Here is a 25,037-nt window from a genome sequence, read left to right as displayed (position 1 = left end):
AAGGGGCCGCAGAGCGGCCCCTTCAGCATTTAGCCGATCCAGCCGCTGGCCTTCATCGCCGAATAGACGGCCACGATCGCCAGCACGAAGAACGCCGTGGCCGCCAGGCGACGAATCAGCGTCAGTGGCAGCTTGTCTGCCGCGAAGTTACCCGCCAGAACCACCGGCACGTTGGCAATCAGCATGCCCAGCGTGGTACCGATAATGACCATGATCAGGTGCGGATACTGCGCAGCCAGCATCACGGTTGCAACCTGGGTCTTGTCACCGATTTCGGCCAGGAAGAACGCGATCAGCGTGGTCAGGAACGGCCCGAAGCGACGTGCCGGGTTTTCCTCGTCATCCATCTTGTCCGGTACCAGTGTCCACAGCGCGGTGGCGGTAAAGCTCGCGGCCAGGATCCAGTGCAGGGCCGAGTCGCTGAAGAAACTGCCAAACCAGGCGCCCACGGCACCGGCCGCCGCATGGTTGGCCAGGGTGGCGGCGATGATGCCGGCGATGATTGGCCAAGGCTTGCGGAAGCGGGCAGCAAGAATGAGAGCGAGCAGTTGCGTCTTGTCGCCGATTTCGGCCAAGGCAACGATAGCGGTGGGGACCAACAGAGATTCCAGCATCAGGATTCCTACGGGGGCGGGTCGACACGGCTATGACACGTACAGCCTCCCCGCCCCGGGTAAGGTGTGCGTGTCATAGGTCTTGTCAAACCCTGGATCCGTCTACGCGGATCTCTCCATGCAGGCTGGCATGGTGGGTCGCACGCGCCATGGTCTGTGGACCAAGTATGTTGACGCGTACCGGGCGAGCAGTGCGCTCGCGGGAGACTACTCCCCTAGGACGGTGCGGATTCTGCCTAGGCAAAACGCTTTCGGCAAGTGCTGTTTTTTATCCGTGGGTTGCGCGGTAGATACGGAAGCCGTCGGCCTCGTCGCGTACCTGGCAGTTGCCCAGTGCCCCTTCGATCAGCGGTTGGTAGCGCAGGAAGCTGTTGGCGACCAAGCGCATTTCCCCACCTTTTCGCAGATGAACGGCAGATTTTTTCAGCAAGTTCTCCGAGGCCTGGTAATTGGTGTGCACCCCGGTATGGAACGGCGGGTTGCTCAGAATCAGGCTCAGATCGGCAGGTGCCGCATCAATGCCATCACCGCTGATCACCTCACCCTCCAGGCCGTTGGCAGCCAGCGTTAGGCGACTGGCTTCTACCGCGAAGGCGTCCACATCCAGCAGCGTTACCCGGCTTTGTGGATAACGGCGCTTGACCGTGGCGCCCAATATCCCTGCGCCGCAGCCGAAGTCCAGCACATGGCCGACTGGCAGACCGTCGAGGTGCTTGAGCAGCAGGGCAGTACCGCGGTCGAGGCGGCCGTGGCTGAATACGCCCGGCAGGCTGACCACCTGCAAAGGGCCGTCTTCCAGCGCCAGCTCGAAGTGCTCGGCCAGGCTTGCCAGTGGCTTGGCCTCGGGTGCCTGCTCGATGGTCACTTGCCATAGCTGGCAGTGGCGGGCGCTGTCCAGCTTGCGCGGTTTGCCAAAGGCCTGTAGCTGCTTGGCCGCGCCTTCGATGCCGCCGCGTTTTTCGCCGACCAGGTACAGCTCACGACCGGCCAGGCGCGATGCCAGGGCATTCAGCAGGTAGGCCGCCAGCTCACGGGACTTGGGCAGGAACAGCACGGCGCTGTCGAATGCCATTTCAGGCGGCTCGACCCCGAAATGGCTGCGGCCGGCGAAGCGGCTGTCGAGCATGGCCTGCTCGCCGGCGTGCCAAGTCCAGGCCTTGGCCTGAGGCAATTGGGCGAGCAGGCCGTCGGCGGGGGCGCCAGCGATCAGCAGCGGCCCCTGGAACAGCTCTGCCTGGCGGAGCAACACTTCACTGCGCGGGTCCATGGACGACGCCTCCTGGAAAAAGTGGCGCAGTGTAGCAGAGGCGGGCGCCGGGCTCAGCTGACCACGCGGCGTGGCTGCCCGGCGAAGAAGGCCTGGGCGTTCTCGCTGAGCTGGCCGACGATACGCTGGCGCGACTCTACCGCACCCCAGGCGCTGTGCGGGGTGATGATCAGGCGCGGGATGCCCGGTTCGAGCAGCGGATTGCCGTTGACCGGCGGCTCCACACTCAACACATCGGTGGCCGCGCCGCCCAAGTGGCCTTGGCGCAGGGCGTCGGCCAACGCCTGTTCGTCGATCAGGCCGCCACGGGCAGTGTTGACCACCAGCGCACTGGGCTTGAGCAGGGCCAGTTCGCGGGCACCGAGCATATGCCGGGTGTGCTCGTTCAGTGGGCAATGCAGCGTCAAGGCGTCCACTTGCGGCAGTAGTTCGTCCAGTGGCAGCCGGTCGTCACGTTCCGGGCGGCCGGGAATCTGCCCGCTCAGTACCCGCATGCCAAAGGCCTCGGCCAGCCGCGCCACCGCGCCGCCGAGCTCGCCGTGACCGAGCAGGCCGAGGGTTTTGCCCTCCAGCTCGATGATGGGGAAGTCCAGCAGGCAGAACTGGCTGGCCTTGGCCCATTGGCCGTCGGCTACTGCCTGGTTGTAGTCGCACAGTCGGGTGGCCAGGGCCAGCAGCAGGGCGAGGGTGTGCTGTGCGACGGACGGTGTGCCGTAACCCTGGCAGTTGCAGACGGTGATGCCTTGGGCGCGCGCCGCTGCCAGGTCGACATTGTTGGTGCCGGTGGCGGCCACAAGGATCAGCTTCAGTTGCGGGTTTGCGGCCAGGGTGGAGGCGTCGAGCATGACCTTGTTGCTGATCACTGCGACCGCGCCTTGCAGGCGCTCTGCCACTTGGTCGGGACGGGTGGCGGCGAACAGCTCGAATTCATCGAACTGCTGCTTCAGGGGCGAAAGGTCGAGGTCGCCAAGGTCCAGGGAGTGGTGATCAAGAAACACGGCGCGACGCGGGCTGGGCATGGGGGGCTCCGGTGGCTGGGCGGGATATTGGTGTTATGGCCATTCGCGGGCACGCCCGCGTCTACAGGCGCAGTGTCTAGCCCGGGGTTACCGCCCGTCAACGCCTGCCACTCATACCTTTGGCTCGCAAATCATTCCTTCGGCTGATTTAGCCGTCACATTGCGGCACTACAGTAGTTGTCAGACTTGTCCGGCTCGCTTTTCAGAAAAGGGATACCCATGTTGCAGACCCGCATCATCAAGCCCGCCGAGGGCGCCTACGCCTACCCACTGCTGATCAAGCGCCTGCTGATGTCTGGCAGCCGCTATGAAAAGACCCGTGAAATCGTCTATCGCGACCAGTTGCGGCTGACGTATCCACAGCTCAACGAACGTATCGCACGCCTGGCCACTGTGCTGACCGAGGCCGGAGTAAAGGCCGGTGACACCGTGGCGGTGATGGACTGGGACAGCCACCGCTACCTGGAATGCATGTTCGCCATCCCGATGATCGGCGCCGTGGTGCACACCATCAACGTGCGCCTGTCGCCCGAGCAGATCCTCTACACCATGAACCACGCCGAAGACCGCGTGGTGCTGGTCAACAGCGATTTCGTCGGCCTCTACCAGGGTATTGCCGGGCAGCTGACCACCGTCGACAAGACCCTGCTGCTGACCGATGGCCCGGACAAGACCGCCGAGCTACCCAACCTGGTGGGCGAATACGAGCAATTGCTGGCCGCTGCCAGCCCGCACTACGATTTCCCCGACTTCGACGAAAATTCGGTGGCCACCACCTTCTACACCACCGGCACCACCGGCAACCCCAAGGGCGTGTATTTCACCCACCGGCAACTGGTGCTGCATACGCTGGCCGAGGCTTCGGTCACCGGCAGTATCGACAGCGTGCGCCTGCTGGGCAGCAACGACGTGTACATGCCCATTACCCCGATGTTCCATGTGCATGCCTGGGGCATTCCCTACGCCGCCACCATGCTCGGTATGAAGCAGGTGTACCCCGGGCGCTACGAGCCAGACATGCTGGTCAAGCTGTGGCGCGAGGAGAAGGTCACCTTCTCTCATTGCGTACCGACCATTCTGCAGATGCTGCTCAACTGCCCGACCTCGCAGGGCCAGGACTTCGGCGGCTGGAAGATCATCATCGGCGGCAGCGCGCTCAACCGTTCGCTCTACCAGGCAGCCCTGGCCCGGGGTATCCAGCTAACCGCAGCGTACGGCATGTCCGAGACCTGCCCGCTGATATCCGCCGCGCACCTTAACGACGAGTTGCAGGCTGGCAGTGAGGACGAGCGCATCACCTACCGCATCAAGGCCGGCGTGCCGGTGCCACTGGTCGAAGCGGCGATTGTCGATGGCGACGGCAACTTCCTTCCTTCCGATGGCGAGACCCAGGGCGAGTTGGTGCTGCGTGCGCCGTGGCTGACCATGGGGTATTTCAAGGAGCCGGAAAAGAGCGAGGAGCTGTGGCAGGGCGGCTGGCTCCACACCGGTGACGTCGCCACCCTCGACGGCATGGGCTACATCGACATCCGTGACCGTATCAAGGATGTGATCAAGACCGGTGGCGAGTGGATTTCCTCGCTCGATCTGGAAGACCTGATCAGCCGCCACCCGGCCGTACGTGAAGTGGCGGTGGTCGGGGTGGCCGACCCGCAGTGGGGCGAGCGGCCGTTTGCCCTGCTGGTGGTGCGCGACGGCCAGGCCATCGATGCCAAGGCGCTCAAGGAACACCTCAAGCCGTTCGTCGAGCAAGGGCACATCAACAAGTGGGCGATCCCTAGCCAGATCGCCGTTGTTACTGAAGTTCCCAAGACCAGTGTCGGCAAGCTCGACAAGAAACGCATCCGCCAGGACATCGTCCAGTGGCAAGCCAGCAACAGCGCTTTCCTGTCCACGCTGTAACCGCCGTGCGGGTCGCGAACGCCAGAACGCGACCCGCACGCTAGAGGCCTTCACGCCTTGCCAAACGGCTGAAATGCGCCATCCTTTAGCACTGCCAGCCCGCAACCGGGACAACAATGCAGCGAGTTGGCGGCATGGAGCGCAAATCACACTTTAGAGGGATCAAGCGCCTGTGCCTTGCTGGCTATAGTCGGGGCCAGGGGATTTTCAGGAATGGGGGAGGGCGACACGCGCAAGCCGTGTCGTCGCAGGTGCAAACCTGCAAACCGGTCGCTCGGGCCGTTCTTGAAAGGACTCACTGCCATAACAAAAAAGTACATGGAGTAGCGTCGATGAAATCTGCAAACCTGTTCTGGCGCCGGGCCAAGTTGCCCTTGGCCGTCAGCCTTGCTTCCACGCTCGCAAGTCCTGCTTTCGCTGTCAGCTTCAACATTGGTGAAATCGAAGGCCAGTTCGACTCCTCGCTCTCCATCGGCGCCAGCTGGTCGACGGCCAACCCCAACAAGAACCTGATCGGTGTCAACAACGGCGGCAAGGGCCTGTCGCAGACCTCCGACGATGGCCACCTGAACTTCAAGAAGGGCGAAACCTTCTCGAAGATCTTCAAGGGCATCCATGACCTGGAGCTCAAGTACGGCGATACCGGTGTGTTCGTGCGCGGCAAGTACTGGTACGACTTCGAACTGAAGGACGAAAGCCGTGAGTTCAAGGACATCAGCGACTCCAACCGCAAGGAGGGCGCCAAGTCGTCTGGCGCCGAACTGCTCGATGCCTTTGTCTACCACAACTACTCCATCGGCGATCAGCCAGGCTCGGTGCGCCTGGGCAAGCAGGTGGTGAGCTGGGGTGAAAGTACCTTCATCGGCGGCGGTATCAACTCGATCAACCCCATCGACGTATCGGCATTTCGCCGTCCGGGGGCCGAAATCAAGGAAGGCCTGATTCCGGTCAACATGTTCTATGTGTCGCAAAGCCTGACCGACAACCTGTCGGCCGAGGCCTTCTACCAGATCGAATGGGACCAGACGGTTGTCGACAACTGCGGCACCTTCTTCTCGCAGCCGGACATCATTGCCGACGGCTGTACCGACAACCTGCGTGTGCTGAGCAGTAGCCGAACCCTCAACGCACTGCCCGCAATCGCCAGGGGCGTGCTTGCCGCCAACAATGTCAACTACAACGAAGAGGGGGTGCTGGTAAGGCGTGGTGCTGATCGTGATGCCCGCGACAGTGGCCAGTTCGGTGTGGCTTTCCGCTATATGTTCGAGCCGCTGGATACCGAGTTTGGTGCGTACTTCATGAACTACCACAGTCGCGCGCCGATCTTCAGTGCGACCGGTGCTTCCCCGGCCGCATTCGCGTTTGCCAACAGCCTCACGCCGACAGCGCTTTCGGGGCTTCGCCCCTTGCTCATTGCGGGGAACTCTCAGTACTTCGTCGAGTATCCTGAGGATATTCGCCTGTACGGCTTGAGCTTCTCCACAACTCTGCCAACCGGTACTGCCTGGAGTGGTGAACTTAGCTACCGCCCCAATGCGCCGGTGCAGCTGAACTCTACCGATATCCTCTTTGCTGGCGTTACGCCCCTGACTGGTTTCGGCAATGCCTCCGTGCTTCAAGGTACGCCGGGGCAGGACCTGCATGGTTACAAGCGCAAGGAGATCACGCAGTTCCAGACTACCTTTACCCACTTCTTCGACCAGGTCATGGGCGCCAGCCGGCTCACCGTGGTGGGCGAAGTTGGTGTTACCCATGTAGGCGGCTTGGAGAGCACCAGCAAGGCACGCTATGGTCGTGACCCGGTCTACGGTCCTGGCGAACTGCCCGGTGGCATGTGTACGGTGCTCAACGGCTCCACTATCAATGGCTCCGGCCTGGGAAGCTCTACCGCCAACCTGTCGCGCAACTGCAACAGCGATGGTTTCACCACCAGCACCTCCTGGGGCTACCGCGCCCGCGCTATCTGGGACTACAACGACGTATTCGCCGGGGTCAACCTCAAGCCGAGCGTGGCCTGGTCCCATGATGTCTCCGGCTACTCGCCAGGCCCTGGCGGTAACTTCGAGGAGGGCCGCAAGGCGGTCAGCCTGGGCCTGGACGCCGAGTACCAGAACACCTACACGGCGAGCCTGTCGTACACCAACTTCTTTGACGGCAAGTACACCACCGTGGATGACCGCGACTTCGTCGCCCTCAGCTTCGGCGTGAACTTCTAAGCACACAGATCCAGGACGACACGACATGAACAAGACCAGAAGTCTGCTGCAAGCCGGTGTACTGGGCCTGTCCCTGCTGGCGACCAGCGTGATGGCTGCGGTATCCGCCGACGAGGCGGCCAAGCTGGGCAGGACCCTGACCCCGATGGGCGCCGAAAAGGCCGGTAACGCCGATGGCTCGATCGGCCCTTGGGAGCCGTTGTCCAAGAGCGCAGGCAGTGTCGACGGCAAGGGCTTCCTGTCCGATCCATATGGCAGCGAGAAGCCGCTGTTCACCATCACCGCGCAGAACGCCGAGCAGTACAAAGACAAGCTTTCGCCAGGCCAACTGGCCATGCTCAAGCGCTACCCGGACACCTTCAAGATCCCAGTATTCAAAACCCATCGCGGCTCGACCGTCCCGGCTGATGTGTTTGCGGCCATCAAGGAAAACGCCACCAAGACCACTTTGGTGGAAGGCGGCAACGGCCTGAACAACTTCCGCACGGCCGTGCCGTTCCCGATTCCCCAAAGCGGCCTGGAGGTGATCTGGAACCACATTACCCGCTACCGCGGTGGCAGCGTCAGCCGCCTGGTGACCCAGGCCACGCCACAGCAGAACGGCTCGTTCAACCCGGTGTACTTCTCCGACCAGTTCGTCTTCCGCGACAAGATGAAGGATTACGACCCGAACAACCCGGGCAACATCCTGTTCTACTTCAAGCAGGAAGTGACCGCTCCTGCGCGACTGGCCGGTACCGTGCTGCTGGTGCACGAAACCCTCGATCAGGTGAAGGAACCGCGTAAGGCGTGGATCTACAACGCCGGCCAGCGCCGTGTGCGCCAGGCGCCGCAGGTGTCGTATGACGGCCCGGGTACCGCTGCCGATGGCTTGCGTACCTCCGACAACCTGGACATGTTCAACGGTGCGCCAGACCGCTACGACTGGAAGCTGGAAGGCAAGAAAGAGCTGTACATCGCCTCCAACGCCTTCAAGCTGGACGACCCCAAGCTGAAGTACACCGATATCATCAAGGCCGGGCACATCAACCAGGACCTTGCCCGCTACGAGCTGCGCCGCGTGTGGCATGTGGTCGCGACCCTGAAGCCAGGCCAGCGCCACATCTATGCCAAGCGTGACTTCTACATCGACGAAGACACCTGGCAGGCTGCGGTGATCGACCAGTACGACGGTCGCAACCAGTTGTGGCGCGTTTCCGAAGCTCATTCCCAGCCGTATTACAACAATGAGGTACCGTGGTACACCCTGGAGACCATCTACGACCTGCAATCGGGGCGCTACCTGGCCCTAGGCATGAAGAACGAAGAAAAGCGTGCCTACGACTTTGGCTTCAGTGCCAGCAAGGCTGACTTCCAGCCAGCAGCGCTGCGGCAGTCGGGTATTCGGTAACCTGAAAGACTCCGTGTGATCCCCAGAACGCCCCGGCTTGCCGGGGCGTTTCCATTTCCTGCCCCGGCCTCTTCGCGGGCACGCCCGCTCCCACAGGATTGCGCCGTAGCCGAAACCAGCACAGGATTTGTGGGAGCGGGCGTGCCCGCGAAGAGGCCCGAACAGGCAATAAATCTGCTGAATACCCACCCAAACCCCCGCCCCAGCACTTGTCCATCAGCCTTGTCGCTTTTTGTCGCAGTCTTTCCCGGGGCAAATGCGCCCATCATCTTCAAATGCGCTGCGTTACCGGCTAGTCTCGCAAGCATCCATATCGCCGTAGTCTTCCAACCAGAACGAGCCGGCCATGACAGACCTGTCCCGTACGCATGGATTCGCCAGTCAGGCCCTGGGCCTGCTGGACGGGCGTTTCTTTCGGCCCCCCCTGCCGGAGGGGCATGTGCCGCGTCCGCGCCTGTGCCAGCGTCTGTACACCGGCCTCGCCGGTCGCCTGCTGCTGGTCAACGCCCCGGCGGGTTTCGGCAAAAGCTCCCTGGCCATCGAGTTTTGCGAGGCACTGCCCGAACACTGGCGCAGCCTATGGCTTGGCCTGAGCCAGCGAGATGCAGACCCAGGCCGCTTCCTTGAGCACCTGCTCGAAGGGCTGCAGCAATACTGCCCGGCCTTGGGTGGCCAGGCCATGGGCTTGCTGAAAATGCGCCAGCGCCATCAGCCGTTCGCCTTCGAAGAGTGGCTTGACGGCCTGCTCGACGAGCTGGCGTTGTACCTGCAAGCGGATACACCTTTGCTGCTTGTACTGGATGATTATCACCTGGCCCAAGGGCCTGTACTTGACCGTTGCCTGCAGTTCTTCCTCAACCACCTGCCGGCCGGCCTGGTGTTGCTGGTTACCAGTCGCCAGCGCCCGGACTGGCACCTGGCGCGCCTGCGGCTGTCGCGTCAGCTTGTCGAGCTGAACGAACAGGATTTGCGCCTTACCGCCGAAGAGTCGCTGGCGGTAATCGGTCGCCAGCCCACGGGCTTGCGTGGCCAGGCCCTGGACAACCTTATCCAGCGCAGTGATGGCTGGGTGGCCGGGTTGCGTTTCTGGCAACTGGCGGCCAGCGACAGCGCCGACGAGCAGGCCTTGCCCCAGGCGCTGCATGGTGGCGAAGGGCTGATTCGCGACTACCTGCTCGAAGAAGTCATCGATATGCTGCCCGCCGATGTGCAGGCTTTCCTGTACGAAACCGCGTGCCAGGAGCGCTTCTGCGCCCAACTTTGCGATGCTGTGCGGGGCCGCCACGACAGCGCCGAGATCCTGCGTTTCCTCCAGGCGCACCAGGTGTTTCTGGTGCCGCTGGACGAGCACGGCCATTGGTTCCGTTATCACCACTTGTTCTCCGACTTGCTGCGCAGTCGCCAGGCCAACGAACCGCTGGCCGGCTTGCACTTGCGGGCGAGCCGTTGGTTCGAAGCCCAGGGCCTGCTGGACGAGGCGGTGGAGCAAGCCTTGCGTGCCGGCCACCTTGATGTGGCCGCCGACCTGGTGCAGAGCCTGTCCGAGGAGCAACTGCTGGCCGAACAGAACGTCGGCATGTTGCTGCGCTGGAAGATGGACTTGCCCGACAGCCTGCTGATCAGCACGCCAAGGCTGATCGTGCTGTACAGCTGGGCGTTGGGCCTGGCTTGCCAACTGGACGCGGCCGAGGAGCTTGCCGGCTACCTCAGCCGCTTCCTGCCCGCACCTTCGGCGACCGCGCAAAAGTCGATGCTGGCCCAGTGGCTGGCGCTGAGTGGGGTGATTGCCCGAGGCCGTGGTGACCGCGAGCGCACGTTGGCCTATTGCAGCGAAGCGCTGCAGAGCCTGCCAAGCAAGCGCTATGGCCAGCGCCTGGTGTGCCTCTCGATGCTGTCCAACCTGGCCATCGCCGATGGTGATTTCTGGCGGGCCCGCGGCTGGAACCGGGAAGCCCTGGAGCTGGCCCAGCGAGTCGGCAACCCGTTGTTCGAGGCGTTGGCCCATTACGACCGGGCGCGTGTACTGCACGCCCGTGGCGAAGTATTGCGGGCGCTGTACGAAGTGCGCCAAGGGCTGCAACGCCTGCAAGGGCTTTCGGCACAGCGGCTGTATGCCGTGCGCGCACGCCTGACGCTTTACGAAGGCTATCTGTTGGTTTCGCGCCTGCAGCCTGCCCAGGGCCGTGCGCGGTTGCGCGCGGGGCTGGGCGAGGCACGGGCCTGCCGGGATATCAGTGTGCTCATCGGCCATTGCGTGATCGCCACGCTCGATGGGCGGGAAGGGCACTTTGCCGAGGCCTTTGCCGAACTGGCCGAGGCTGAGCGCCTGATGCATATCTGGGACGTGCCCCCGGTTTACTACCTGGCCATGATTACCCTGGTCAAATGCGAACTCTGGCTGGCCCAGGGGCGCACCGACCTGGCCGAGTCGTGGCTGCTGCGCCTGGGCCAGACCTACGGCGGTGAGCAGCCAGCGGCAGCACCGGAGTTCCACCCACTGCTGCCGTTGCACATTGCGCTGCAGCAGGCGCTGCTCGAGCGTATCCAGTTACGTGGCGACGACGCCGTGCAACGCCTGGCCAGCCTGGTCGAGCGCGGGCAGGCCAGTGGCGGCATGATGCTCACCGTCAGCGCCCTGTGCCAATGGCTCTCCCTGCTGATGGACGAAGGCCGCGAAGGGCAGGCCGCGCAGTTGCTGCCAGGCTTGCTTGAGGCCGCCCGTGGCGGCGTGCTGCAACCGTTCCAGCCACTGCTGGAAAAACACCCGCAATGGCTTCACGAGCAACTGCAGGCAGGTGCCGCGTGCCCGGTTCAGGCCGAACTGCTCAAGCGCCTGCCACCGCTGCCAAGCGCCAGCACGGGCAGCGGCGAGACGTTGAGTGGCCGTGAGCTGGCTGTGCTCGAACTGATCGCTCAGGGGTGCTCCAATCAGCAGATCAGCGAGCGGCTGTTCATTTCCCTGCACACGGTCAAGACCCACGCCAGCCACATCAACAGTAAGCTGGGCGTCGAGCGGCGTACGCAGGCGGTGGCCAAGGCCAAATCCCTGGGGTTGCTGGCATGATGCTGGCCCTGCCGGTCGTTGCCCGCTAAAGTGATGGCCTGAGGCCATGGTTTGTGGCCGCCAATGCGCTACCCTCATCTTTCCCGACCGGCTGCCGATACAGCGATCGGTGGCATCGCCTCGCGCGATTTTTCAATCATTCCAAGGCAGGTCGTGTTGATGCTGCAGTACGGGCAAAAAAGCTTTCTGATCGTCGACGACTTTACCGACTTTCGCACGTCGACCCGTTCCATGCTGCGCGAGTTGGGCGTGCGCGACGTGGACACCGCTGACAGCGGCGAGCAGGCGCTGCGCATGTGTGCGCAGAAACGCTATGACTTCATCCTGCAGGATTTTCACCTGGGTGATGGCAAGAAGAACGGTCAACAGGTGCTCGAAGACCTGATCATCGACAAGCACATCAGCCATGAGTGCGTGTTCATCATGGTCACGGCCGAGAGCAGCCAAGCCATTGTCCTCAGTGCCATCGAGCACGAGCCCGATGCCTACCTGACCAAACCGTTCAACCGGGTTGGCCTGGCCCAGCGCGTCGAGAAGCTGTATCAGCGCAAAACCTTGCTCAAGCCGATTCTTCAGGCCCTGGACCGCAGTCGCCCGGCTGAAGTGCTGGCGGCTTGTGCCGAACTGTGCAAGAAGGACCCGCGCCTGGCACCCCTGTGTCTGCGCTACCGGGCCGATGCCTTGCGCAACCTCAACCGCTTCGAGGAGCTGGAAAAGTTCCTCAAGGCCATCCTGGCCAGTCGCCCGCAGCCGTGGGTGTACGCTGCATTGGGCGCCCTGATGCACAAGCGTGGCCAGAATGCCCAGGCCCAGGGCGTGTACGAGCAGGCACTCAAGGCGTTCCCGATCATGCCAGGGCTTTACGACGGCATGGCCGAAGTGCTGGTGGCGCAGGGCGATACCCGACGTGCGCAAAACCTGCTGGAAGAGGCGGTACGCCTGTCGCCACTGTCGGTGCGTCGGCAGTCGACACTGGGCAAGCTGGCGCTGGAAAACGAAGACTTCGAGAGCGCGTCGAAGGCGTTCCGCCATGCGGTGAACCAAGGGCAGAGCTCGCGCTACAAGGACGCCGAAAACAACCTGGGCCTGGTGCAGGCCCTGATGAGCAAGAATGCAGGCTTCGGTCTGGACGCCCGTACCCGGGTCGAGATCAACACCACGCTCAGCGAAGTGGCCAAGGAAAACCCCGAAGACCAGGGTTTGCAGGTGCGTGCGCGGATGATGAAAGCCGCCAGCCTGCAGCAGGCGGGCGACCCGGAAACGGCTGCCAAGCTGACCGAGCAGGCGATCCAGCGCCTGGACAAGATGAACCAGTTTTTTTCGGTCGATTCGGCCCTGACCGTTGCCGCACAGTTGCAGGCAATGGGGCAGGAAGCTGCCGCCATCGGCGTGCTGAAAAGCTGTGTGGAAAGTTATGGTGATGACCCCAAGGTCATGGAGAAAGTGGGCAAGCTGACCGACGACCCCACGGTGCTCAACGCCATTACCGAAGCGGTCACCCTCAATCGCCAGGGTGTGCGCAGTTACCAAGGAGGGCAGCTTGGCGAGGCGTTGCAACTGTTCCGCAAGGCGCTGGGTATGCAGCCGAAGAACATCAGCATCGCCCTCAACACCGCCCAGGCGCTGCTGCGTATTGGCGGTGACAACCCTCAGCCCGCGATCATGCAGGAATGCCAGGACGCCTTGACCAGCGTGGCCGGTATCCCTGCCAGCGACAATCGCTATGACCGTTACCGCAAACTGCACATCCGAGTGTTCGGCGCATGAATCAAGACAATCAGGGGCTGGATTTTTCCACGGTGATCGCCTCCACCGTGCACGACCTCAAGAGTTCGTTGTCGGCGCTGATCCAGTCCCACAACCAGTGGGTAGAACGCCTGCCCGAAGCGCTGCGCGGTGGTGCCGAGCAGGGCATCATGGAGCATGAGTTTCGCCACCTCAACGGCATGCTGGTGCAGTTGCTGGGCCTGTACAAACTGGGTATCAACCAGTTGCCGGTGTGCCCGGACTACCACGAACTGGACGATTTCATCGAAGCTCAGCTGGCGGCGCACCAGGAAGTGCTCAAGCACAACGACATCCTCGCCACCTGGCGCATCGACACCGACAACCCGCTGGGTTTCTTCGACCGCGAACTGGTGGCCTCGGTGATCGCCAACGTCATCACCAACGCCACCCGCTATGCCGGGCACGCTTTGCTGATCACGATCGAAGAGGCCGACAACCAGCTGGCCATCTGCGTGAACGATGATGGCCCGGGTTATCCAAAACACATGCTCGAGCGCCAGGAGGAGTACATCCAGGGCATCGACTCGACCAGCGGCAGTACCGGCCTGGGGCTGTATTTTGCGGCGCGGATTGCGGCGTTGCATGAAAGCGGCGGGGTGCGCGGGCGGATCGAAATTTCCAATGGCGGGGCGCTGGGGGGCGGGTTGTTCAGGTTGTTCCTGCCTTAAGATGTGTGGCGCCTTTGAGATCGAGCGCCGCCCGCGCGGCGCATCGCGAGCTGGCGCTCGCTCCTACGCTTGTTTCGGGCCAGTTATCCCTGCTAGAGGCGCGCGCGACTGCCTTTTTTCATACGACACGGTATCAACGTATGCGCCAGAGGGGGCGCGCGCGAATCTCGCTGGTACAATTGGCCCGAAACAAACGTAGGAGCGAGCGCCAGCTCGCGATGCGCCGCGCGGGCGGCGCTCGATCTCACAGGCGCTGCAGCGTCCAAGACAGGCCCTTCATGAACACTGCCCCGACCACCCTCATCCGCGAAACCTTCCTAGTAGGCCCCCTGCAATGCAACTGCACCTTGATCGGCGACCCCTTGACCAAAAAGGCCATCGTCGTCGACCCGGGCGGTGACCCGGACAAAATCCTGGCACGCCTGCAGGCCCACGGCCTGACGCTGGTGAGCATCATCCACACCCACGCGCACTTCGATCACTTCCTCGCTTCGGGCAAGCTCAAGGAGCTGACCGGCGCTACCTTGCACCTGCACAAGGACGACCAGGTGCTGTGGGACAACCTGGAGATGCAGTGCCAGATGTTCGGCGTTCCCTATACTCCGGTGCCGTCACCCGACCGTTGGCTGGGCGATGATGAAGAGCTGGCCTGCGGTTGCGGTGTGGCCCTGCATACGCCAGGCCATACCCCGGGCTCGATGAGCTTCTGGTTCGCCGATGCCAAGCTGTTGATTGCGGGCGATACCCTGTTCCGCCGGGGCATTGGCCGCACCGATTTGTGGGGTGGGGACCAGCGGGCAATCGTGCGTTCCATCAAGGAGCGGTTGTACCGGCTGGACGAAGAGGCCATCGTGGTGACTGGCCACGGGCCCGATACTCGGCTGGGCGATGAAATGCGCGAAAATCCCTTCGTACGTGCCTGATGGCACATGAAGGCACTTTCATGGAATTTTTCGTTGCCGAGGCAATCCAAGGCTGGCATAGATCCCTTTGAGATCTGCCGCATTTATGAATTTCAGTAGGAGCTTGTCCATGTTCACCATGCGTCGTCTGATTATCGTCGCAACTGCCGCTGCCCTGATGACCGGCTGTGCCGGCCAGAACCCTTATGACAACCAGGGTCAGGCGCAGGGCTCCACGGGGATGAGCAAGACCGCCAAGTACGGCGGCCTGGGCGCGCTGGCCGGCGCCATCGCCGGTGCCGCCATCGACCACAACAACCGTGGCAAGGGTGCGCTGATCGGCGCTGCTGCGGTGGGTGCTGCTGCTGCCGGTTACGGCTACTACGCCGACAAGCAGGAAGCAGAGCTGCGTGCGCAAATGGCCAACACTGGCGTGGAAGTGCAACGTCAGGGTGACCAGATCAAGCTGATCATGCCGGGCAACATCACCTTCGCCACCGACTCGGCCAACATCGCCCCTAGCTTCTACTCGCCGCTGAACAACCTGGCCGGTTCGTTCAAGCAGTTCAACCAGAACACCATCGAAGTGGTCGGTTTCACCGACAGCACCGGCAGCCGCCAGCACAACATGGACCTGTCCCAGCGCCGTGCGCAGGCGGTCAGCACCTACCTGACCTCGCAGGGTGTGGATGCCTCGCGTATCTCGGTACGTGGCATGGGCCCGGACCAGCCGATCGCCAGCAACGCCGACGCCAATGGCCGTGCGCAGAACCGCCGTGTGGAAGTGAACCTGAAGCCGATTCCGGGTCAGCAGTATGACCAGCAGCAAGGCCAGGTTCAGCAGTATCCCTGATTGATCGCCGGGGCTGCGCAGCAGCCCCTGTTTCTAGCGTACTACGCTGGCCTGAATCGCCGTCAGCGCAATGGTGTGCACGATATCGTCAACCTGAGCCCCGCGCGGCAAGTCGTTCACCGGCTTGCGCAGCCCCTGCAGCATCGGCCCCAGGCTCACCCCGTCAGCACTGCGTTGCACCGCCTTGTGCGTGGTGTTGCCGGTATTCAGGTCGGGGAACACGAACACCGTGGCACGGCCGGCCACCGGGCTGTCCGGCGCCAGGTCCCGTGCAATCGCCGGGTTGGCCGCCGCGTCGTACTGCAATGGCCCATCGATCAGCAACGCCTGCGCTGCACCTTGCGCCAGGCGTGTCGCTTCGCGCACCTTCTCCACTTCCTCATCGCTGGCTGAATCGCTGGAATAACTGATCATCGCCACCCGTGGTGCGATGCCGAAGGCCTGCGCCGACTCGGCGCTCTGCCGGGCGATCTCTGCCAACTCGGCAGCGCTCGGGTGCGGGTTCATCACGCAGTCGCCGTACACCAGCACCTGCTCGGGGAACAGCATGAAGAACACCGACGACACCAGGCTTGAGCCAGGCGCAGTCTTGATCAGTTGCAGGGCAGGGCGAATGGTGTTGGCGGTGGAGTGCACCAGGCCCGAGACCAGGCCGTCCACTTCGTCCAGGGCCAGCATCATGGTGCCGATCACTACCGGGTCTTCCAGCTGCTGCTCGGCCATTGGCGCGTTGAGGTTCTTGCTTTTGCGCAGCTCGACCATGGGCTCGACATAGCGCCCGCGAATCAGCTCGGGATCGAGGATTTCCAGGCCTGGCGGCAGGGTAATGCCCTGGGCGCGTGCCACGGCGTCGACATCCTCGGGCTTGGCCAGCAGCACGCAGCGGGCAATGCCACGGGCCTGGCAGATGGCCGCAGCCTGCACCAGCAAGGGCTCGGCGCCTTCGGGTAGGACAATTCGCTTGTTGGCCTGTTGCGCCCGCTGGATCAATTGGTAGCGGAACACAGCTGGCGACAGGCGCATTTCACGCGGGGTGCCGCAGCGTTGGTGCAGCCAGGCCGCGTCGAGGTGGCTGGCCACAAAGTCGGTAATAAACTCGGCGCGCTCGCGGTCGTCCACAGGGATTTCGCGGTTAAGTGAATTGAGCTGGTTGGCGGTGTCGTACGAGCCGGTGCTGACTGACAGGATCGGCAGCCCAGCCTGCAGCGCGCCGCGGCACAGGCCGAGGATGCGCGCGTCGGGCTTGCTGTCACTGGTCAGCAGCAACCCGGCCAGTGGTACGCCATTGATCGCCGCCAGGCTGACGGCAAGGATGATGTCGTCGCGATCGCCCGGGGTGACCACCAGGGTACCCGAGGTCAGCAACGGCACCGTGTTGGCCACGGTGCGCGCGCAAATAATGATCTTGCTCATGCGCCGCTGCTCGTAGTCGCCGGCATTGAGCACCTGGGCACCGAGCAGCTCGGCCACGTCGCGGGTGCGCGGGGCGTTCAATTCAGGCTGGTAGGGGATGCAGCCGAGCAGGCGGAAATCGTTGCCGCGCAGCAGGGGCGAGTGCTCGCGCAGGCGGGTGGCGAAGTCGGCCATACTTTCGTCGGTGCGCACCTTGTTGAGGATGACGCCGAGCACTTTCGGGTCGCGCGGGCCGCCGAACAGCTGGGCTTGCAACTCGACCCGGCCGGACAGTTCGCTCAGCACTTCGTTTTCCGGGGCCGAGACCAGGATCACCTCGGCATCCAGGCTCTTGGCCAGGTGCAGGTTGACCCGCGCCGCATAGCTGGCGTGGCGGGTGGGCACCATGCCCTCGACCACCACCACGTCATTACCGACGCAGGCTTGCTGGTAGAGGCGGATGATTTCTTCGAGCAACTCGTCCAGCTGGCCATCGCCGAGCATGCGCTCGACATGGGCCAGGCTCAGGGGCACCGGGGGCTTGATGCCATGGGTGCGGGCCACCAGTTCGGTGGAACGCTCGGGGCCGGTGTCACCCGGGTGGGGCTGGGCGATCGGCTTGAAGAAGCCGACCTTCAGGCCCGCGCGCTCCAGGGTGCGCACCAGGCCCAGGCTGATGGAGGTCAGGCCGACACCGAAGTCGGTCGGCGCAATGAAAAATGTCTGCATGCGTGCTTCTCGAAATAAGCGGTGCAAGAAATTAACGGCCAAGGGTAGCGCTATCGGCCCCTTGTGCGCACCAGCCGCATGCGAAAGGCTGGCCGATGTGCTGCGCGCGCTGGGCCGGGTCGAGCACCCAGGGGCGTGCCTGCCACGGTGGCTGGTGGCGCAGGTGCTGGGTATGGCCACAAGACAGTTCGGCCACCCAGTGGCCTTCTTCGTCCTGGTGGAAGCCGGTGATCCGACTGATGGGCCGCTGCTCGTCCGCCGCACGTTCGCAATCGGACGATGGCTTCGTTACACTTGTGCGCTCTACATTCTTTTGCAAAAGGTCTTGCCCCATGCTGATCGCCGCCAACAAGGCTGTCTCCATCGACTATACCCTGACCAACGACGCCGGGGAGACCATCGACAGCTCCGCCGGTGGCGCGCCGCTGGTTTACCTGCACGGTGCCGGCAACATCATCCCGGGCCTGGAAAAAGCCCTGGAAGGCAAGCAGGCCGGTGACAAACTGGAAGTTTCCATCGAGCCGGAAGACGCCTACGGCGAATACCTGGCCGAACTGGTCAGCACCCTGAACCGCAGCCTGTTCGAAGGCGTCGACGAGCTGGAAGTGGGCATGCAGTTCCACGCTTCGGCGCCGGATGGCCAGATGCAGATCGTCACCATCCGCGACATCGACGGCGACGACGTCACTGTTGACGGCAACCACCCGCTGGCCGGCCAGCGCCTGACCTTCAAGGTCAAGGTTGTCAACGTGCGTGACGCCAGCGACGAAGAAATCGCTCACCGTCACATCCACGGTGAAGGTGGCCATCACCACTGATTTTCTGCGCTAAGCTCAGAAAGCCGCCAGGCGCTCGGGCAAGCCGATTTGCCTTCCTACGGGAGGTGGACGGTTTGGACGAGCGCCTTTTTAGTGGGCGGAATTCGCCTGCGGCAACCGGGAACCTGAGAGGGGATGTCATCATGAGTGCATTTCACGACCTGAAACTGGACGCGCTGAACGGCGGGGAACTGCCCCTGGCACCGTTCAAGGGCCAAGTGGTGCTGGTGGTCAACGTTGCCTCCAAGTGTGGGCTCACGCCGCAATACAAGGCCCTGGAGAACCTCTACCAGGTTTACAAGGACAAGGGCTTCAACGTGCTTGGCCTGCCGTGCAACCAGTTTGCCGGGCAGGAGCCAGGCAGCGAAAAGGAAATTCAGGAATTTTGCAGCCTCAACTACGGCGTGAGCTTTCCGCTGGGGGGCAAGCTGGAGGTCAACGGGCCGCAGCGCCATTCGTTGTATCGCCTGCTGGCGGGTGAGGGGGCTGAGTTCCCCGGCGACATCACCTGGAACTTCGAGAAGTTTCTGGTGGGCAAGGATGGGCGGGTGCTGGCGCGCTTCTCGCCGCGTACGGCGCCGGATGATCCAGCGGTTGTGCAGGCGATCGAGAAGGCGTTGGGGTAAGTATCCAGGGCCGCGTCGCGGCCCTTCCTGCATACGCAGGCGCACTGACATTTTTGCCAGTAGCCGTCAGGGGGCAGGTGTCGCCAAACTTTAGATCCGTAACCTGGGATACGAGGTTTGGAAGATGGCGATCAAGCTGTTTTATCAACAGGACCGTCTGGCGCTGATCCATGATGTGCAAGCGCAGCGGCGTCTGATAAGTACAGATGCACAAGCCCACGCCGTGCTGTTGGAAAATTCCCCAATGCCCGTTTTGCTCGCCTGTGATGTGCTGGCATCCGTTCTTTTGATTAACCCGCAGCAGAATATGAAAGCGCGCTGCTATTCACCGTACGGGCATGACATGCCGCATCCCGGGATACCTGGTTTCGCGGGTCAGCTACCTGAGACGGCGCTGGGCGGATATCTGTTGGGTAATGGCTATCGTTTATTCAGCCCTGTATTAATGCGTTTCACCGCCGCTGATGACTGGAGCCCGTTCGGGGCGGCTGGAGTCAACCCCTATGCCTATTGCAAGGGTGATCCGGTCAACTACAGTGATCCTTCTGGCCATATCCTGAGTCGGCTCAAGAGTGTGCTCAACCATATTGGAAGAAAGGCCGTGAGCGCGGCAGATTCTGTAATGTATGAATATGTTAAAGCTAAGCATGGAGAAAGAATCTTTAAAGGAATCGCTCAGCTGGAAAAGCCACCTCTAGGCTCCCGTGGGGCCGTGGTGGCAAAACACACACTCAGCCCAGCGGACGTCAAAGTCGGTGAGCGCATGTTAGACGAGAGCCTGAAGTTTCAAAAACAGAACAACCAGATAACGCAGTCGCGGATACAAAGCGCTGAGCGGGGCGGTGAAGGCAGCAAGATAATTTTCGCTGAAGGCAAAAGCTATATTGTTGATGTGCTGACCAATCAACATGTGCGAGAAGCCAGAAATATCGTAAGACTGGAGGAGGCAAGGGATAACTTGAGAGCCTACAAGGAAACGGGTAGGCATGAAACTCGTCTAGATGCGCGTTGAGGGTGACTCAGGCTTGATCTTCATTGCCATTGAGTCAGTGCTCAGTAGGCGTATGGCATCCCTTTTTGACGCTGCATCCAAGTAGATTTCGAATTGCTCGACAATCGCCGGCCAACCTTGGCGGCTGGCATGCTGTCGCGCATTCAGCCGTACCCGGCGCAACGTCTCTTCTTCTTCCAACAGCCAGCAAGCCGCATCCACAAACGCTGCCTGGTCCCCCGGCATGGCAAGCGCACCGCTGTGGCCATGGCGAATATGCTGCGCAGCCGCCGCCTCGTCATAGGCAACCACCGCCAACCCCGAGGCCATGGCTTCGAGCACCACATTGCCAAACGTTTCGGTCAGGCTAGGGAACAGGAACAGGTCACCGCTGGCATAGTGCTCGGCCAGTACCTCGCCGCGCTGGGCGCCACAGAACACAGCATCCGGCATCTGCTGTTGGAGGGCGGCGCGCTGCGGGCCGTCACCCACCAGGATCAGACGCAGGCGTTTCTGTGGATAAGTCTTCCGCAATGCCTCAAGGCAAGGCCGCAGCAAGCCAAGGTTCTTTTCCACAGCGAGCCGACCGACATGCACCACGGCGAGATCGTCCGGGGCGAGCCCCCAGCTTTCGCGTAACGCCTGGCTGCGCCGCGACGGGTTGAAAAGGCAGGCATCGACACCCCGTGCGAGCAGTTCCAGGCGCTCGAACCCACGGCGCTCAAGCTCCAGACGCTGGCTGACACTGGGCACCAGGGTGATCGCCGTGCGCCTATGGAACCAGCGCAGGTAGTGGGTGAGCAGGCGCGCCAGCAAACCCAGGCCGTACTGGCCGGAGTACTGCGGGAAGTTGGTGTGGAAACCGCTGACCACCGCGATCCCCAGGCGCCTGGCCGCGCGCAGTGCGCTGAGACCCAGCGGCCCCTCGGTGGCGATGTACAGCACATCCGGGCGCTGCCGGCGCCAGCGGCGCAGCAACTTGTGCATCGACACCTCGCCCCACTGCAAACCGGGGTAGCCAGGCAGCGGCCAGCCACGGCACAGCATCAGGTGCGGGTCGTTGTGCACGGGTGCTTCGCCGGCTTGGCGCGGGCGCACTACCTCGACCTCATGGCCGCGTTGACGCAGCCCTTCGCCAAGGCGGCCAAGGGTGTTGGCCACGCCGTTAATTTCGGGTGGGAAGGTTTCGCTGACCAAGGTAACGCGTAGGGCGGGTGTATTCATGACAAAAAGTTTCCGCCTGCTGGATTGCGCCAATGTGACGGCCATGTGACATGCAGATGACGCCCGACCGCCGACGCTTGCGCCTTTTTGAATATTTCCTGGTGCGGCACTCAAGAAGGTGCAACCGGCAGCCGATGAAGATGCATTCGACTAGGTGATGCGCTCCAGGAGTGCGGTGATGTTCAACAGCAAGCTCAAGCAAGAAATCCGGCAACTGCGCGAAGACCTGATGTCCGTGGAACAGGTCAAGAGTAGCCTCGACAACGAGATGCTGGTACTTCAACTCGACCCCCAGGGACGGATCGAGATGGTCAACGGCAACTTCGAGAGCGAGATGCTCTACCGTGCCGAACAATTGCTTGGACGCAACATCGAGGACATCGTCCCCGCGCATGTGAAGTCGCTGGATTTCTACCAACGCATGAAAAGCGCGATCACCCGTGGCGAGCACCTGAACGGTGCCTTCCGCCTGCTGCGCGGCAATGGCCAGGAAGCCTGGCTGCGCTCGATCCTGCAGCCGGTGAAGAACAGCGAAGGGCGTATCAAGTACTTCACCCTGCATTCTAGCGACCTTACCCGCACCATCGAGACCTCACGCGAGTATGAAAGCCTGATCAAGGCGTTGATGCGCTCGACCGCCGTTATCGAGTTCGGCCTGGATGGCACCATCCTCACTGCCAATGACCGTTTTCTGGCCACCGTCGGCTATCGCCTGGAACAGATTCGCGGCAAGCACCACCGCATGTTCTGCGAGCCGGAAGAGGCCAATTCGGCCGGCTATCAGGCGTTCTGGGACAAGCTGCGCCGTGGTGAATACGTTGCCGAGCGCTTCAAGCGCATCGACGCCCACGGCCGGGTGATCTGGCTGGAGGCCTCGTACAACCCGATCTTCGACGCCCATGACGTGCTGTACAAAGTGGTCAAGTTCGCCACGGTGATTACCGACCAGGTCAACCAGGAACAGGCGGTGGCCGAGGCAGCAGATGTTGCCTACAACACCTCGCTGGGTACCGATGTCAGCGCCCAGAAGGCCACCGATGTGGTTACCCAGACCGTCAGCGTGATGCGTGGCCTGGAAGCCTCGATGCAGGAGGCGGCCGAGGGCATTCAGGCTCTGGATACCCAGTCGCGGGTAATCGGTTCCATCATCAAGACCATCAGCGACATCGCCGGGCAGACCAACCTGCTGGCGCTCAATGCCGCTATCGAGGCGGCCCGTGCCGGCGAGCAGGGGCGGGGTTTTGCCGTGGTTGCCGACGAAGTGCGTCAACTGGCCTCGCGTACCAGCACCGCCACCGAGGAAATCGCCCGGGTGGTGAAGCAGAACGAGCAACTGGCGCAGGCGGCGGTGGCGATCATCGACACCAGCAAGCGCCAGGCCGAGCAGGGGCTGGCACTGGCTGACGAGACGGGTAGCGTGATTGTCGAAATCCAGGACGGGGCGAAACGGGTGGTGGATGTGGTGGGGCAGTTTTCCAGCCGGTTGGGGCAGTGAAGCCCCGGCCAGGCAATGATTGATCTGATGGGGGCGGGGGTCAGTTGCGCTCCCGCACCCAGAACAACGTGGCCCCCGCCACCGCCGCCGGCATCATCACCACGTTCACCCCCGGAATCATCAACGCCAGGTAGGTAATCCCGCCAAAGCCCAGGCTCTGCCAACGCTTGCTGCGCAGCCAGGCGAGCATGTCCTGCCAGCTCATCTTGTTGTTGTCCGCCGGGTAGTCGATGTACTGGATGGCCATCATCCATACCCCGAACATTAGCCACAGTGGTGCGGCCACCACGTTCACCACCGGGATGAACGACAGGATGAACAGGCCAATAGCCCGTGGCAGGAAGTAGCCCAGCTTGCGCATTTCGCGGCTGAAAGTGCGCGGCACCATGGCCACCAGCTCACCCCAGCTGAACGCCGGGAAGTTATCCTGGCCGCGCACCACCACCTCGACCTTCTCCGCCAAAAAGCCGTTGAACGGTGCGGCAATGATGTTGGCCACCAGGGTGAAGGTGAAGAACACCATCAGTATCAGCAAGGCCACGAACAGCGGCCAGAGGATGTAGCTGAGGAAGCTCAGCCAGTCCGGAAGCGTAGGCATGAGCGCGTCCAGCCACAGGCCGAACTGATGGCCGGCGAAGTAGATCAGGCCACCGAACAGCAGCAGGTTGACCGCCAGCGGCAGCAGCACGAACAACCGCAGGTTGGGGCTCAGCACCAGTTTCAGGCCTTCGCGCAGGTATTGGGGGCCGGAGAGGACAGGGGCTTGCATCGGGAGACTCCGCAGAGAAGGAAAACGCGCTGACCTTACCGAGTTTGCCGCTCCGACGAAAGGCAGCTGGCAAGCGGGAAACGGTCTGTAACAAAAGCGCCGGGGTCTGGGATATCGATGAAATCAACGAATAGACGGTGCCTATGAGGTGGATTGTCTAAGGATATTTCCTTAATCTTTGCGACCTCGCTACAGTGCGCTCAACTTTCCGCTTTTCGGGCCTGCGCGTTGTAGCCTTCCCCAAGTGCTGCGTGGGTCCGTTTTAAATTTCCAGCTGGCGCAGCCGGTGCACCGATGCCGGCCCGTGCGGCCCGCTCGACAGGAGTTCGACATGTCTGAAGTACGTCATTCGCGCGTCATCATTCTCGGTTCCGGCCCTGCCGGTTACAGCGCCGCAGTCTATGCTGCCCGCGCCAACCTCAAGCCGCTGCTGATCACCGGCATGCAGGCCGGTGGCCAGCTGACCACCACCACCGAAGTCGACAACTGGCCGGGCGACCCCCACGGCCTGACCGGCCCGGCCCTGATGCAGCGCATGCAAGAGCACGCCGAGCGTTTTGAAACCGAAATCGTCTTCGACCACATCAATGCCGTCGACCTGGCCAACAAGCCGTTCACCCTGCAGGGTGACAGCGGCAAGTACACCTGCGACGCACTGATCATCGCCACTGGTGCCAGCGCCCGTTACCTGGGCCTGCCGTCGGAAGAAACCTTCATGGGCAAGGGCGTTTCGGCCTGCGCCACCTGCGACGGTTTCTTCTACCGCAACAAGCCGGTCGCCGTGGTTGGCGGTGGCAACACGGCCGTGGAAGAGGCGCTGTACCTGGCCAACATCGCCAGCAAGGTGACCCTGGTACACCGTCGCGAAACCTTCCGCGCCGAGAAGATCCTGGTCGACAAGCTGAACGCCCGTGTGGCTGAAGGCAAGATCGAGCTCAAGCTCAACGCCACCCTGGACGAAGTGCTGGGTGACAACATGGGCGTGACCGGTGCGCGCCTGAAGAACAACGACGGCAGCAGCGACGAAATCAAGGTCGACGGCGTGTTCATCGCCATTGGCCACACCCCGAACACCTCGCTGTTCGAAGGCCAGCTGACCCTGAAAGACGGCTATCTGGTGGTCAACGGCGGCCGTGAAGGCAACGCTACCGCCACCAACGTTGAGGGTGTGTTCGCTGCAGGTGACGTGGCAGACCACGTTTACCGCCAGGCAATCACCTCGGCGGGTGCCGGCTGCATGGCTGCTCTGGACGTAGAACGTTACCTGGACGGCCTGGCCAACGCCTCGTTCTGATCGGGTAACACCCCTA

20 protein-coding genes, 1 pseudogene and 1 riboswitch are annotated in these 25,037 nt (G+C 62.4%); of the genes and pseudogenes, 14 read left to right on the top strand and 7 right to left on the bottom strand.

The annotated features are described in order from the left end of the window. Window positions 1–29: 29 nt before the first annotated feature. The 3 genes from ACF8MI_RS17400 to ACF8MI_RS17390 all read right to left on the bottom strand — a co-directional run bounded on the left by ACF8MI_RS17400 (window position 30) and on the right by ACF8MI_RS17390 (window position 2,900). Entirely contained in the window at window positions 30–614 is a 585-nt protein-coding gene (locus tag ACF8MI_RS17400; RefSeq protein WP_060500144.1) for a TMEM165/GDT1 family protein, read from the bottom strand. 88 nt (window positions 615–702) lie between these two features. Further along, window positions 703–842: riboswitch (yybP-ykoY riboswitch) on the bottom strand. A gap of 40 nt (window positions 843–882) precedes the next feature. Continuing rightward, window positions 883–1,881 carry a class I SAM-dependent methyltransferase gene (locus tag ACF8MI_RS17395; RefSeq protein WP_200929089.1) on the bottom strand — a complete coding sequence of 333 codons (999 nt, stop codon included), beginning with the start codon at window positions 1,879–1,881 and terminating at the stop codon, window positions 883–885. A 53-nt stretch (window positions 1,882–1,934) separates the two neighbouring features. After that, window positions 1,935–2,900: a 2-hydroxyacid dehydrogenase gene (locus ACF8MI_RS17390; protein WP_156867366.1), complete on the bottom strand. Its 966-nt coding sequence runs from the start codon at window positions 2,898–2,900 to the stop codon at window positions 1,935–1,937. 219 nt (window positions 2,901–3,119) lie between these two features. Between ACF8MI_RS17390 and ACF8MI_RS17385 the strand changes: the two genes are divergently transcribed. The 8 genes from ACF8MI_RS17385 to ACF8MI_RS17350 all read left to right on the top strand — a co-directional run bounded on the left by ACF8MI_RS17385 (window position 3,120) and on the right by ACF8MI_RS17350 (window position 15,683). Then, window positions 3,120–4,802 (top strand): fatty acid--CoA ligase, encoded by a 1,683-nt coding sequence (locus ACF8MI_RS17385; protein ID WP_200929090.1) that lies wholly within the window; start codon window positions 3,120–3,122, stop codon window positions 4,800–4,802. Window positions 4,803–5,134: 332 nt separating this feature from the next. Further along, the gene (locus ACF8MI_RS17380) at window positions 5,135–7,018 is read left to right on the top strand and encodes a DUF1302 domain-containing protein (protein ID WP_060500148.1); all 1,884 of its coding nucleotides are present in this window, start codon (window positions 5,135–5,137) and stop codon (window positions 7,016–7,018) included. A gap of 25 nt (window positions 7,019–7,043) precedes the next feature. Then, on the top strand, window positions 7,044–8,408 hold the full coding sequence (locus ACF8MI_RS17375) for a DUF1329 domain-containing protein (RefSeq protein WP_200929091.1): 1,365 nt from the start codon (window positions 7,044–7,046) through the stop codon (window positions 8,406–8,408). A 346-nt stretch (window positions 8,409–8,754) separates the two neighbouring features. Beyond that, on the top strand, window positions 8,755–11,472 hold the full coding sequence (locus ACF8MI_RS17370; RefSeq protein ID WP_200929092.1) for a LuxR C-terminal-related transcriptional regulator: 2,718 nt from the start codon (window positions 8,755–8,757) through the stop codon (window positions 11,470–11,472). 159 nt (window positions 11,473–11,631) lie between these two features. After that, window positions 11,632–13,239 carry a tetratricopeptide repeat-containing response regulator gene (locus ACF8MI_RS17365; RefSeq protein ID WP_060500151.1) on the top strand — a complete coding sequence of 536 codons (1,608 nt, stop codon included), beginning with the start codon at window positions 11,632–11,634 and terminating at the stop codon, window positions 13,237–13,239. Then, a complete protein-coding gene (locus ACF8MI_RS17360) occupies window positions 13,236–13,928 on the top strand; it encodes a sensor histidine kinase KdpD (RefSeq protein WP_104833420.1) in 693 nt (230 codons plus the stop codon). Before ACF8MI_RS17365 ends, ACF8MI_RS17360 begins: the two co-directional genes overlap by 4 nt. A gap of 278 nt (window positions 13,929–14,206) precedes the next feature. Then, window positions 14,207–14,851 (top strand): MBL fold metallo-hydrolase, encoded by a 645-nt coding sequence (locus ACF8MI_RS17355; protein WP_200929093.1) that lies wholly within the window; start codon window positions 14,207–14,209, stop codon window positions 14,849–14,851. Between the two features lie 109 nt (window positions 14,852–14,960). After that, the gene (locus tag ACF8MI_RS17350) at window positions 14,961–15,683 is read left to right on the top strand and encodes an OmpA family protein (RefSeq protein ID WP_016501466.1); all 723 of its coding nucleotides are present in this window, start codon (window positions 14,961–14,963) and stop codon (window positions 15,681–15,683) included. 33 nt (window positions 15,684–15,716) lie between these two features. On the opposite strand, the gene pta is transcribed toward ACF8MI_RS17350, so the two are convergent. Both pta and ACF8MI_RS17340 read right to left on the bottom strand, forming a co-directional pair. Continuing rightward, a complete protein-coding gene (gene pta / locus ACF8MI_RS17345) occupies window positions 15,717–17,804 on the bottom strand; it encodes a phosphate acetyltransferase (RefSeq protein ID WP_060500154.1) in 2,088 nt (695 codons plus the stop codon). 31 nt (window positions 17,805–17,835) lie between these two features. Next, complete coding sequence (locus ACF8MI_RS17340) at window positions 17,836–18,138, bottom strand: DUF3565 domain-containing protein (RefSeq protein ID WP_025754816.1); 303 nt, start codon at window positions 18,136–18,138, stop codon at window positions 17,836–17,838. On the opposite strand from ACF8MI_RS17340, the gene ACF8MI_RS17335 reads away from it, so the two are divergent. The 3 genes from ACF8MI_RS17335 (at window position 18,137) to ACF8MI_RS17325 (ending at window position 20,260) form a co-directional block, all read left to right on the top strand. Continuing rightward, entirely contained in the window at window positions 18,137–18,622 is a 486-nt protein-coding gene (locus ACF8MI_RS17335) for a peptidylprolyl isomerase (protein ID WP_060500155.1), read from the top strand. The two genes, ACF8MI_RS17340 and ACF8MI_RS17335, sit on opposite strands and share 2 nt — an antisense overlap. A 143-nt stretch (window positions 18,623–18,765) precedes the next feature. Continuing rightward, entirely contained in the window at window positions 18,766–19,248 is a 483-nt protein-coding gene (locus tag ACF8MI_RS17330; RefSeq protein WP_060500156.1) for a glutathione peroxidase, read from the top strand. A gap of 124 nt (window positions 19,249–19,372) precedes the next feature. Then, window positions 19,373–20,260 carry an RHS repeat-associated core domain-containing protein gene (locus ACF8MI_RS17325; protein ID WP_200929094.1) on the top strand — a complete coding sequence of 296 codons (888 nt, stop codon included), beginning with the start codon at window positions 19,373–19,375 and terminating at the stop codon, window positions 20,258–20,260. On the opposite strand, the gene ACF8MI_RS17320 is transcribed toward ACF8MI_RS17325, so the two are convergent. Beyond that, the gene (locus ACF8MI_RS17320; RefSeq protein WP_104833417.1) at window positions 20,246–21,463 is read right to left on the bottom strand and encodes a glycosyltransferase family 1 protein; all 1,218 of its coding nucleotides are present in this window, start codon (window positions 21,461–21,463) and stop codon (window positions 20,246–20,248) included. The genes ACF8MI_RS17325 and ACF8MI_RS17320 overlap by 15 nt on opposite strands. A gap of 157 nt (window positions 21,464–21,620) precedes the next feature. Between ACF8MI_RS17320 and ACF8MI_RS17315 the strand changes: the two are divergent. Beyond that, a pseudogene (locus tag ACF8MI_RS17315) lies at window positions 21,621–22,370 on the top strand (PAS domain-containing protein); the annotation flags it as partial. Window positions 22,371–22,526: 156 nt separating this feature from the next. Beyond that, window positions 22,527–22,958 (top strand): methyl-accepting chemotaxis protein, encoded by a 432-nt coding sequence (locus tag ACF8MI_RS17310; RefSeq protein ID WP_371105378.1) that lies wholly within the window; start codon window positions 22,527–22,529, stop codon window positions 22,956–22,958. 40 nt (window positions 22,959–22,998) lie between these two features. On the opposite strand, the gene cysZ is transcribed toward ACF8MI_RS17310, so the two are convergent. Next, entirely contained in the window at window positions 22,999–23,727 is a 729-nt protein-coding gene (gene cysZ, locus ACF8MI_RS17305; RefSeq protein WP_104833415.1) for a sulfate transporter CysZ, read from the bottom strand. 331 nt (window positions 23,728–24,058) lie between these two features. On the opposite strand from cysZ, the gene trxB reads away from it, so the two are divergent. Beyond that, on the top strand, window positions 24,059–25,021 hold the full coding sequence (gene trxB / locus ACF8MI_RS17300; RefSeq protein ID WP_003247318.1) for a thioredoxin-disulfide reductase: 963 nt from the start codon (window positions 24,059–24,061) through the stop codon (window positions 25,019–25,021). Window positions 25,022–25,037: the final 16 nt, after the last annotated feature.

The sequence above is a fragment of the Pseudomonas sp. yb_9 genome (assembly GCF_043103635.1).
GTDB classification, from domain to species: domain Bacteria; phylum Pseudomonadota; class Gammaproteobacteria; order Pseudomonadales; family Pseudomonadaceae; genus Aquipseudomonas; species Aquipseudomonas monteilii.
The sequence above is the reverse complement of the archived record's forward strand: the minus strand, read 5'-3'. Positions and strand labels throughout refer to the sequence as shown.

Excerpts from the sequence above, each read along its gene's own strand:
- ACF8MI_RS17400 (WP_060500144.1), bottom strand. The coding sequence starts at position 614 with ATGCTGGAATCTCTGTTGGTCCCCACCGCTATCGTTGCCTTGGCCGAA.
- ACF8MI_RS17395 (WP_200929089.1), bottom strand. The coding sequence starts at position 1,881 with ATGGACCCGCGCAGTGAAGTGTTGCTCCGCCAGGCAGAGCTGTTCCAG.
- ACF8MI_RS17390 (WP_156867366.1), bottom strand. The coding sequence starts at position 2,900 with ATGCCCAGCCCGCGTCGCGCCGTGTTTCTTGATCACCACTCCCTGGAC.
- ACF8MI_RS17385 (WP_200929090.1), top strand. The coding sequence starts at position 3,120 with ATGTTGCAGACCCGCATCATCAAGCCCGCCGAGGGCGCCTACGCCTAC.
- ACF8MI_RS17380 (WP_060500148.1), top strand. The coding sequence starts at position 5,135 with ATGAAATCTGCAAACCTGTTCTGGCGCCGGGCCAAGTTGCCCTTGGCC.
- ACF8MI_RS17375 (WP_200929091.1), top strand. The coding sequence starts at position 7,044 with ATGAACAAGACCAGAAGTCTGCTGCAAGCCGGTGTACTGGGCCTGTCC.
- ACF8MI_RS17370 (WP_200929092.1), top strand. The coding sequence starts at position 8,755 with ATGACAGACCTGTCCCGTACGCATGGATTCGCCAGTCAGGCCCTGGGC.
- ACF8MI_RS17365 (WP_060500151.1), top strand. The coding sequence starts at position 11,632 with ATGCTGCAGTACGGGCAAAAAAGCTTTCTGATCGTCGACGACTTTACC.
- ACF8MI_RS17360 (WP_104833420.1), top strand. The coding sequence starts at position 13,236 with ATGAATCAAGACAATCAGGGGCTGGATTTTTCCACGGTGATCGCCTCC.
- ACF8MI_RS17355 (WP_200929093.1), top strand. The coding sequence starts at position 14,207 with ATGAACACTGCCCCGACCACCCTCATCCGCGAAACCTTCCTAGTAGGC.
- ACF8MI_RS17350 (WP_016501466.1), top strand. The coding sequence starts at position 14,961 with ATGTTCACCATGCGTCGTCTGATTATCGTCGCAACTGCCGCTGCCCTG.
- pta (WP_060500154.1), bottom strand. The coding sequence starts at position 17,804 with ATGCAGACATTTTTCATTGCGCCGACCGACTTCGGTGTCGGCCTGACC.
- ACF8MI_RS17335 (WP_060500155.1), top strand. The coding sequence starts at position 18,137 with ATGCTGATCGCCGCCAACAAGGCTGTCTCCATCGACTATACCCTGACC.
- ACF8MI_RS17340 (WP_025754816.1), bottom strand. The coding sequence starts at position 18,138 with ATGGGGCAAGACCTTTTGCAAAAGAATGTAGAGCGCACAAGTGTAACG.
- ACF8MI_RS17330 (WP_060500156.1), top strand. The coding sequence starts at position 18,766 with ATGAGTGCATTTCACGACCTGAAACTGGACGCGCTGAACGGCGGGGAA.
- ACF8MI_RS17325 (WP_200929094.1), top strand. The coding sequence starts at position 19,373 with ATGGCGATCAAGCTGTTTTATCAACAGGACCGTCTGGCGCTGATCCAT.
- ACF8MI_RS17320 (WP_104833417.1), bottom strand. The coding sequence starts at position 21,463 with ATGAATACACCCGCCCTACGCGTTACCTTGGTCAGCGAAACCTTCCCA.
- ACF8MI_RS17310 (WP_371105378.1), top strand. The coding sequence starts at position 22,527 with ATGCGTGGCCTGGAAGCCTCGATGCAGGAGGCGGCCGAGGGCATTCAG.
- cysZ (WP_104833415.1), bottom strand. The coding sequence starts at position 23,727 with ATGCAAGCCCCTGTCCTCTCCGGCCCCCAATACCTGCGCGAAGGCCTG.
- trxB (WP_003247318.1), top strand. The coding sequence starts at position 24,059 with ATGTCTGAAGTACGTCATTCGCGCGTCATCATTCTCGGTTCCGGCCCT.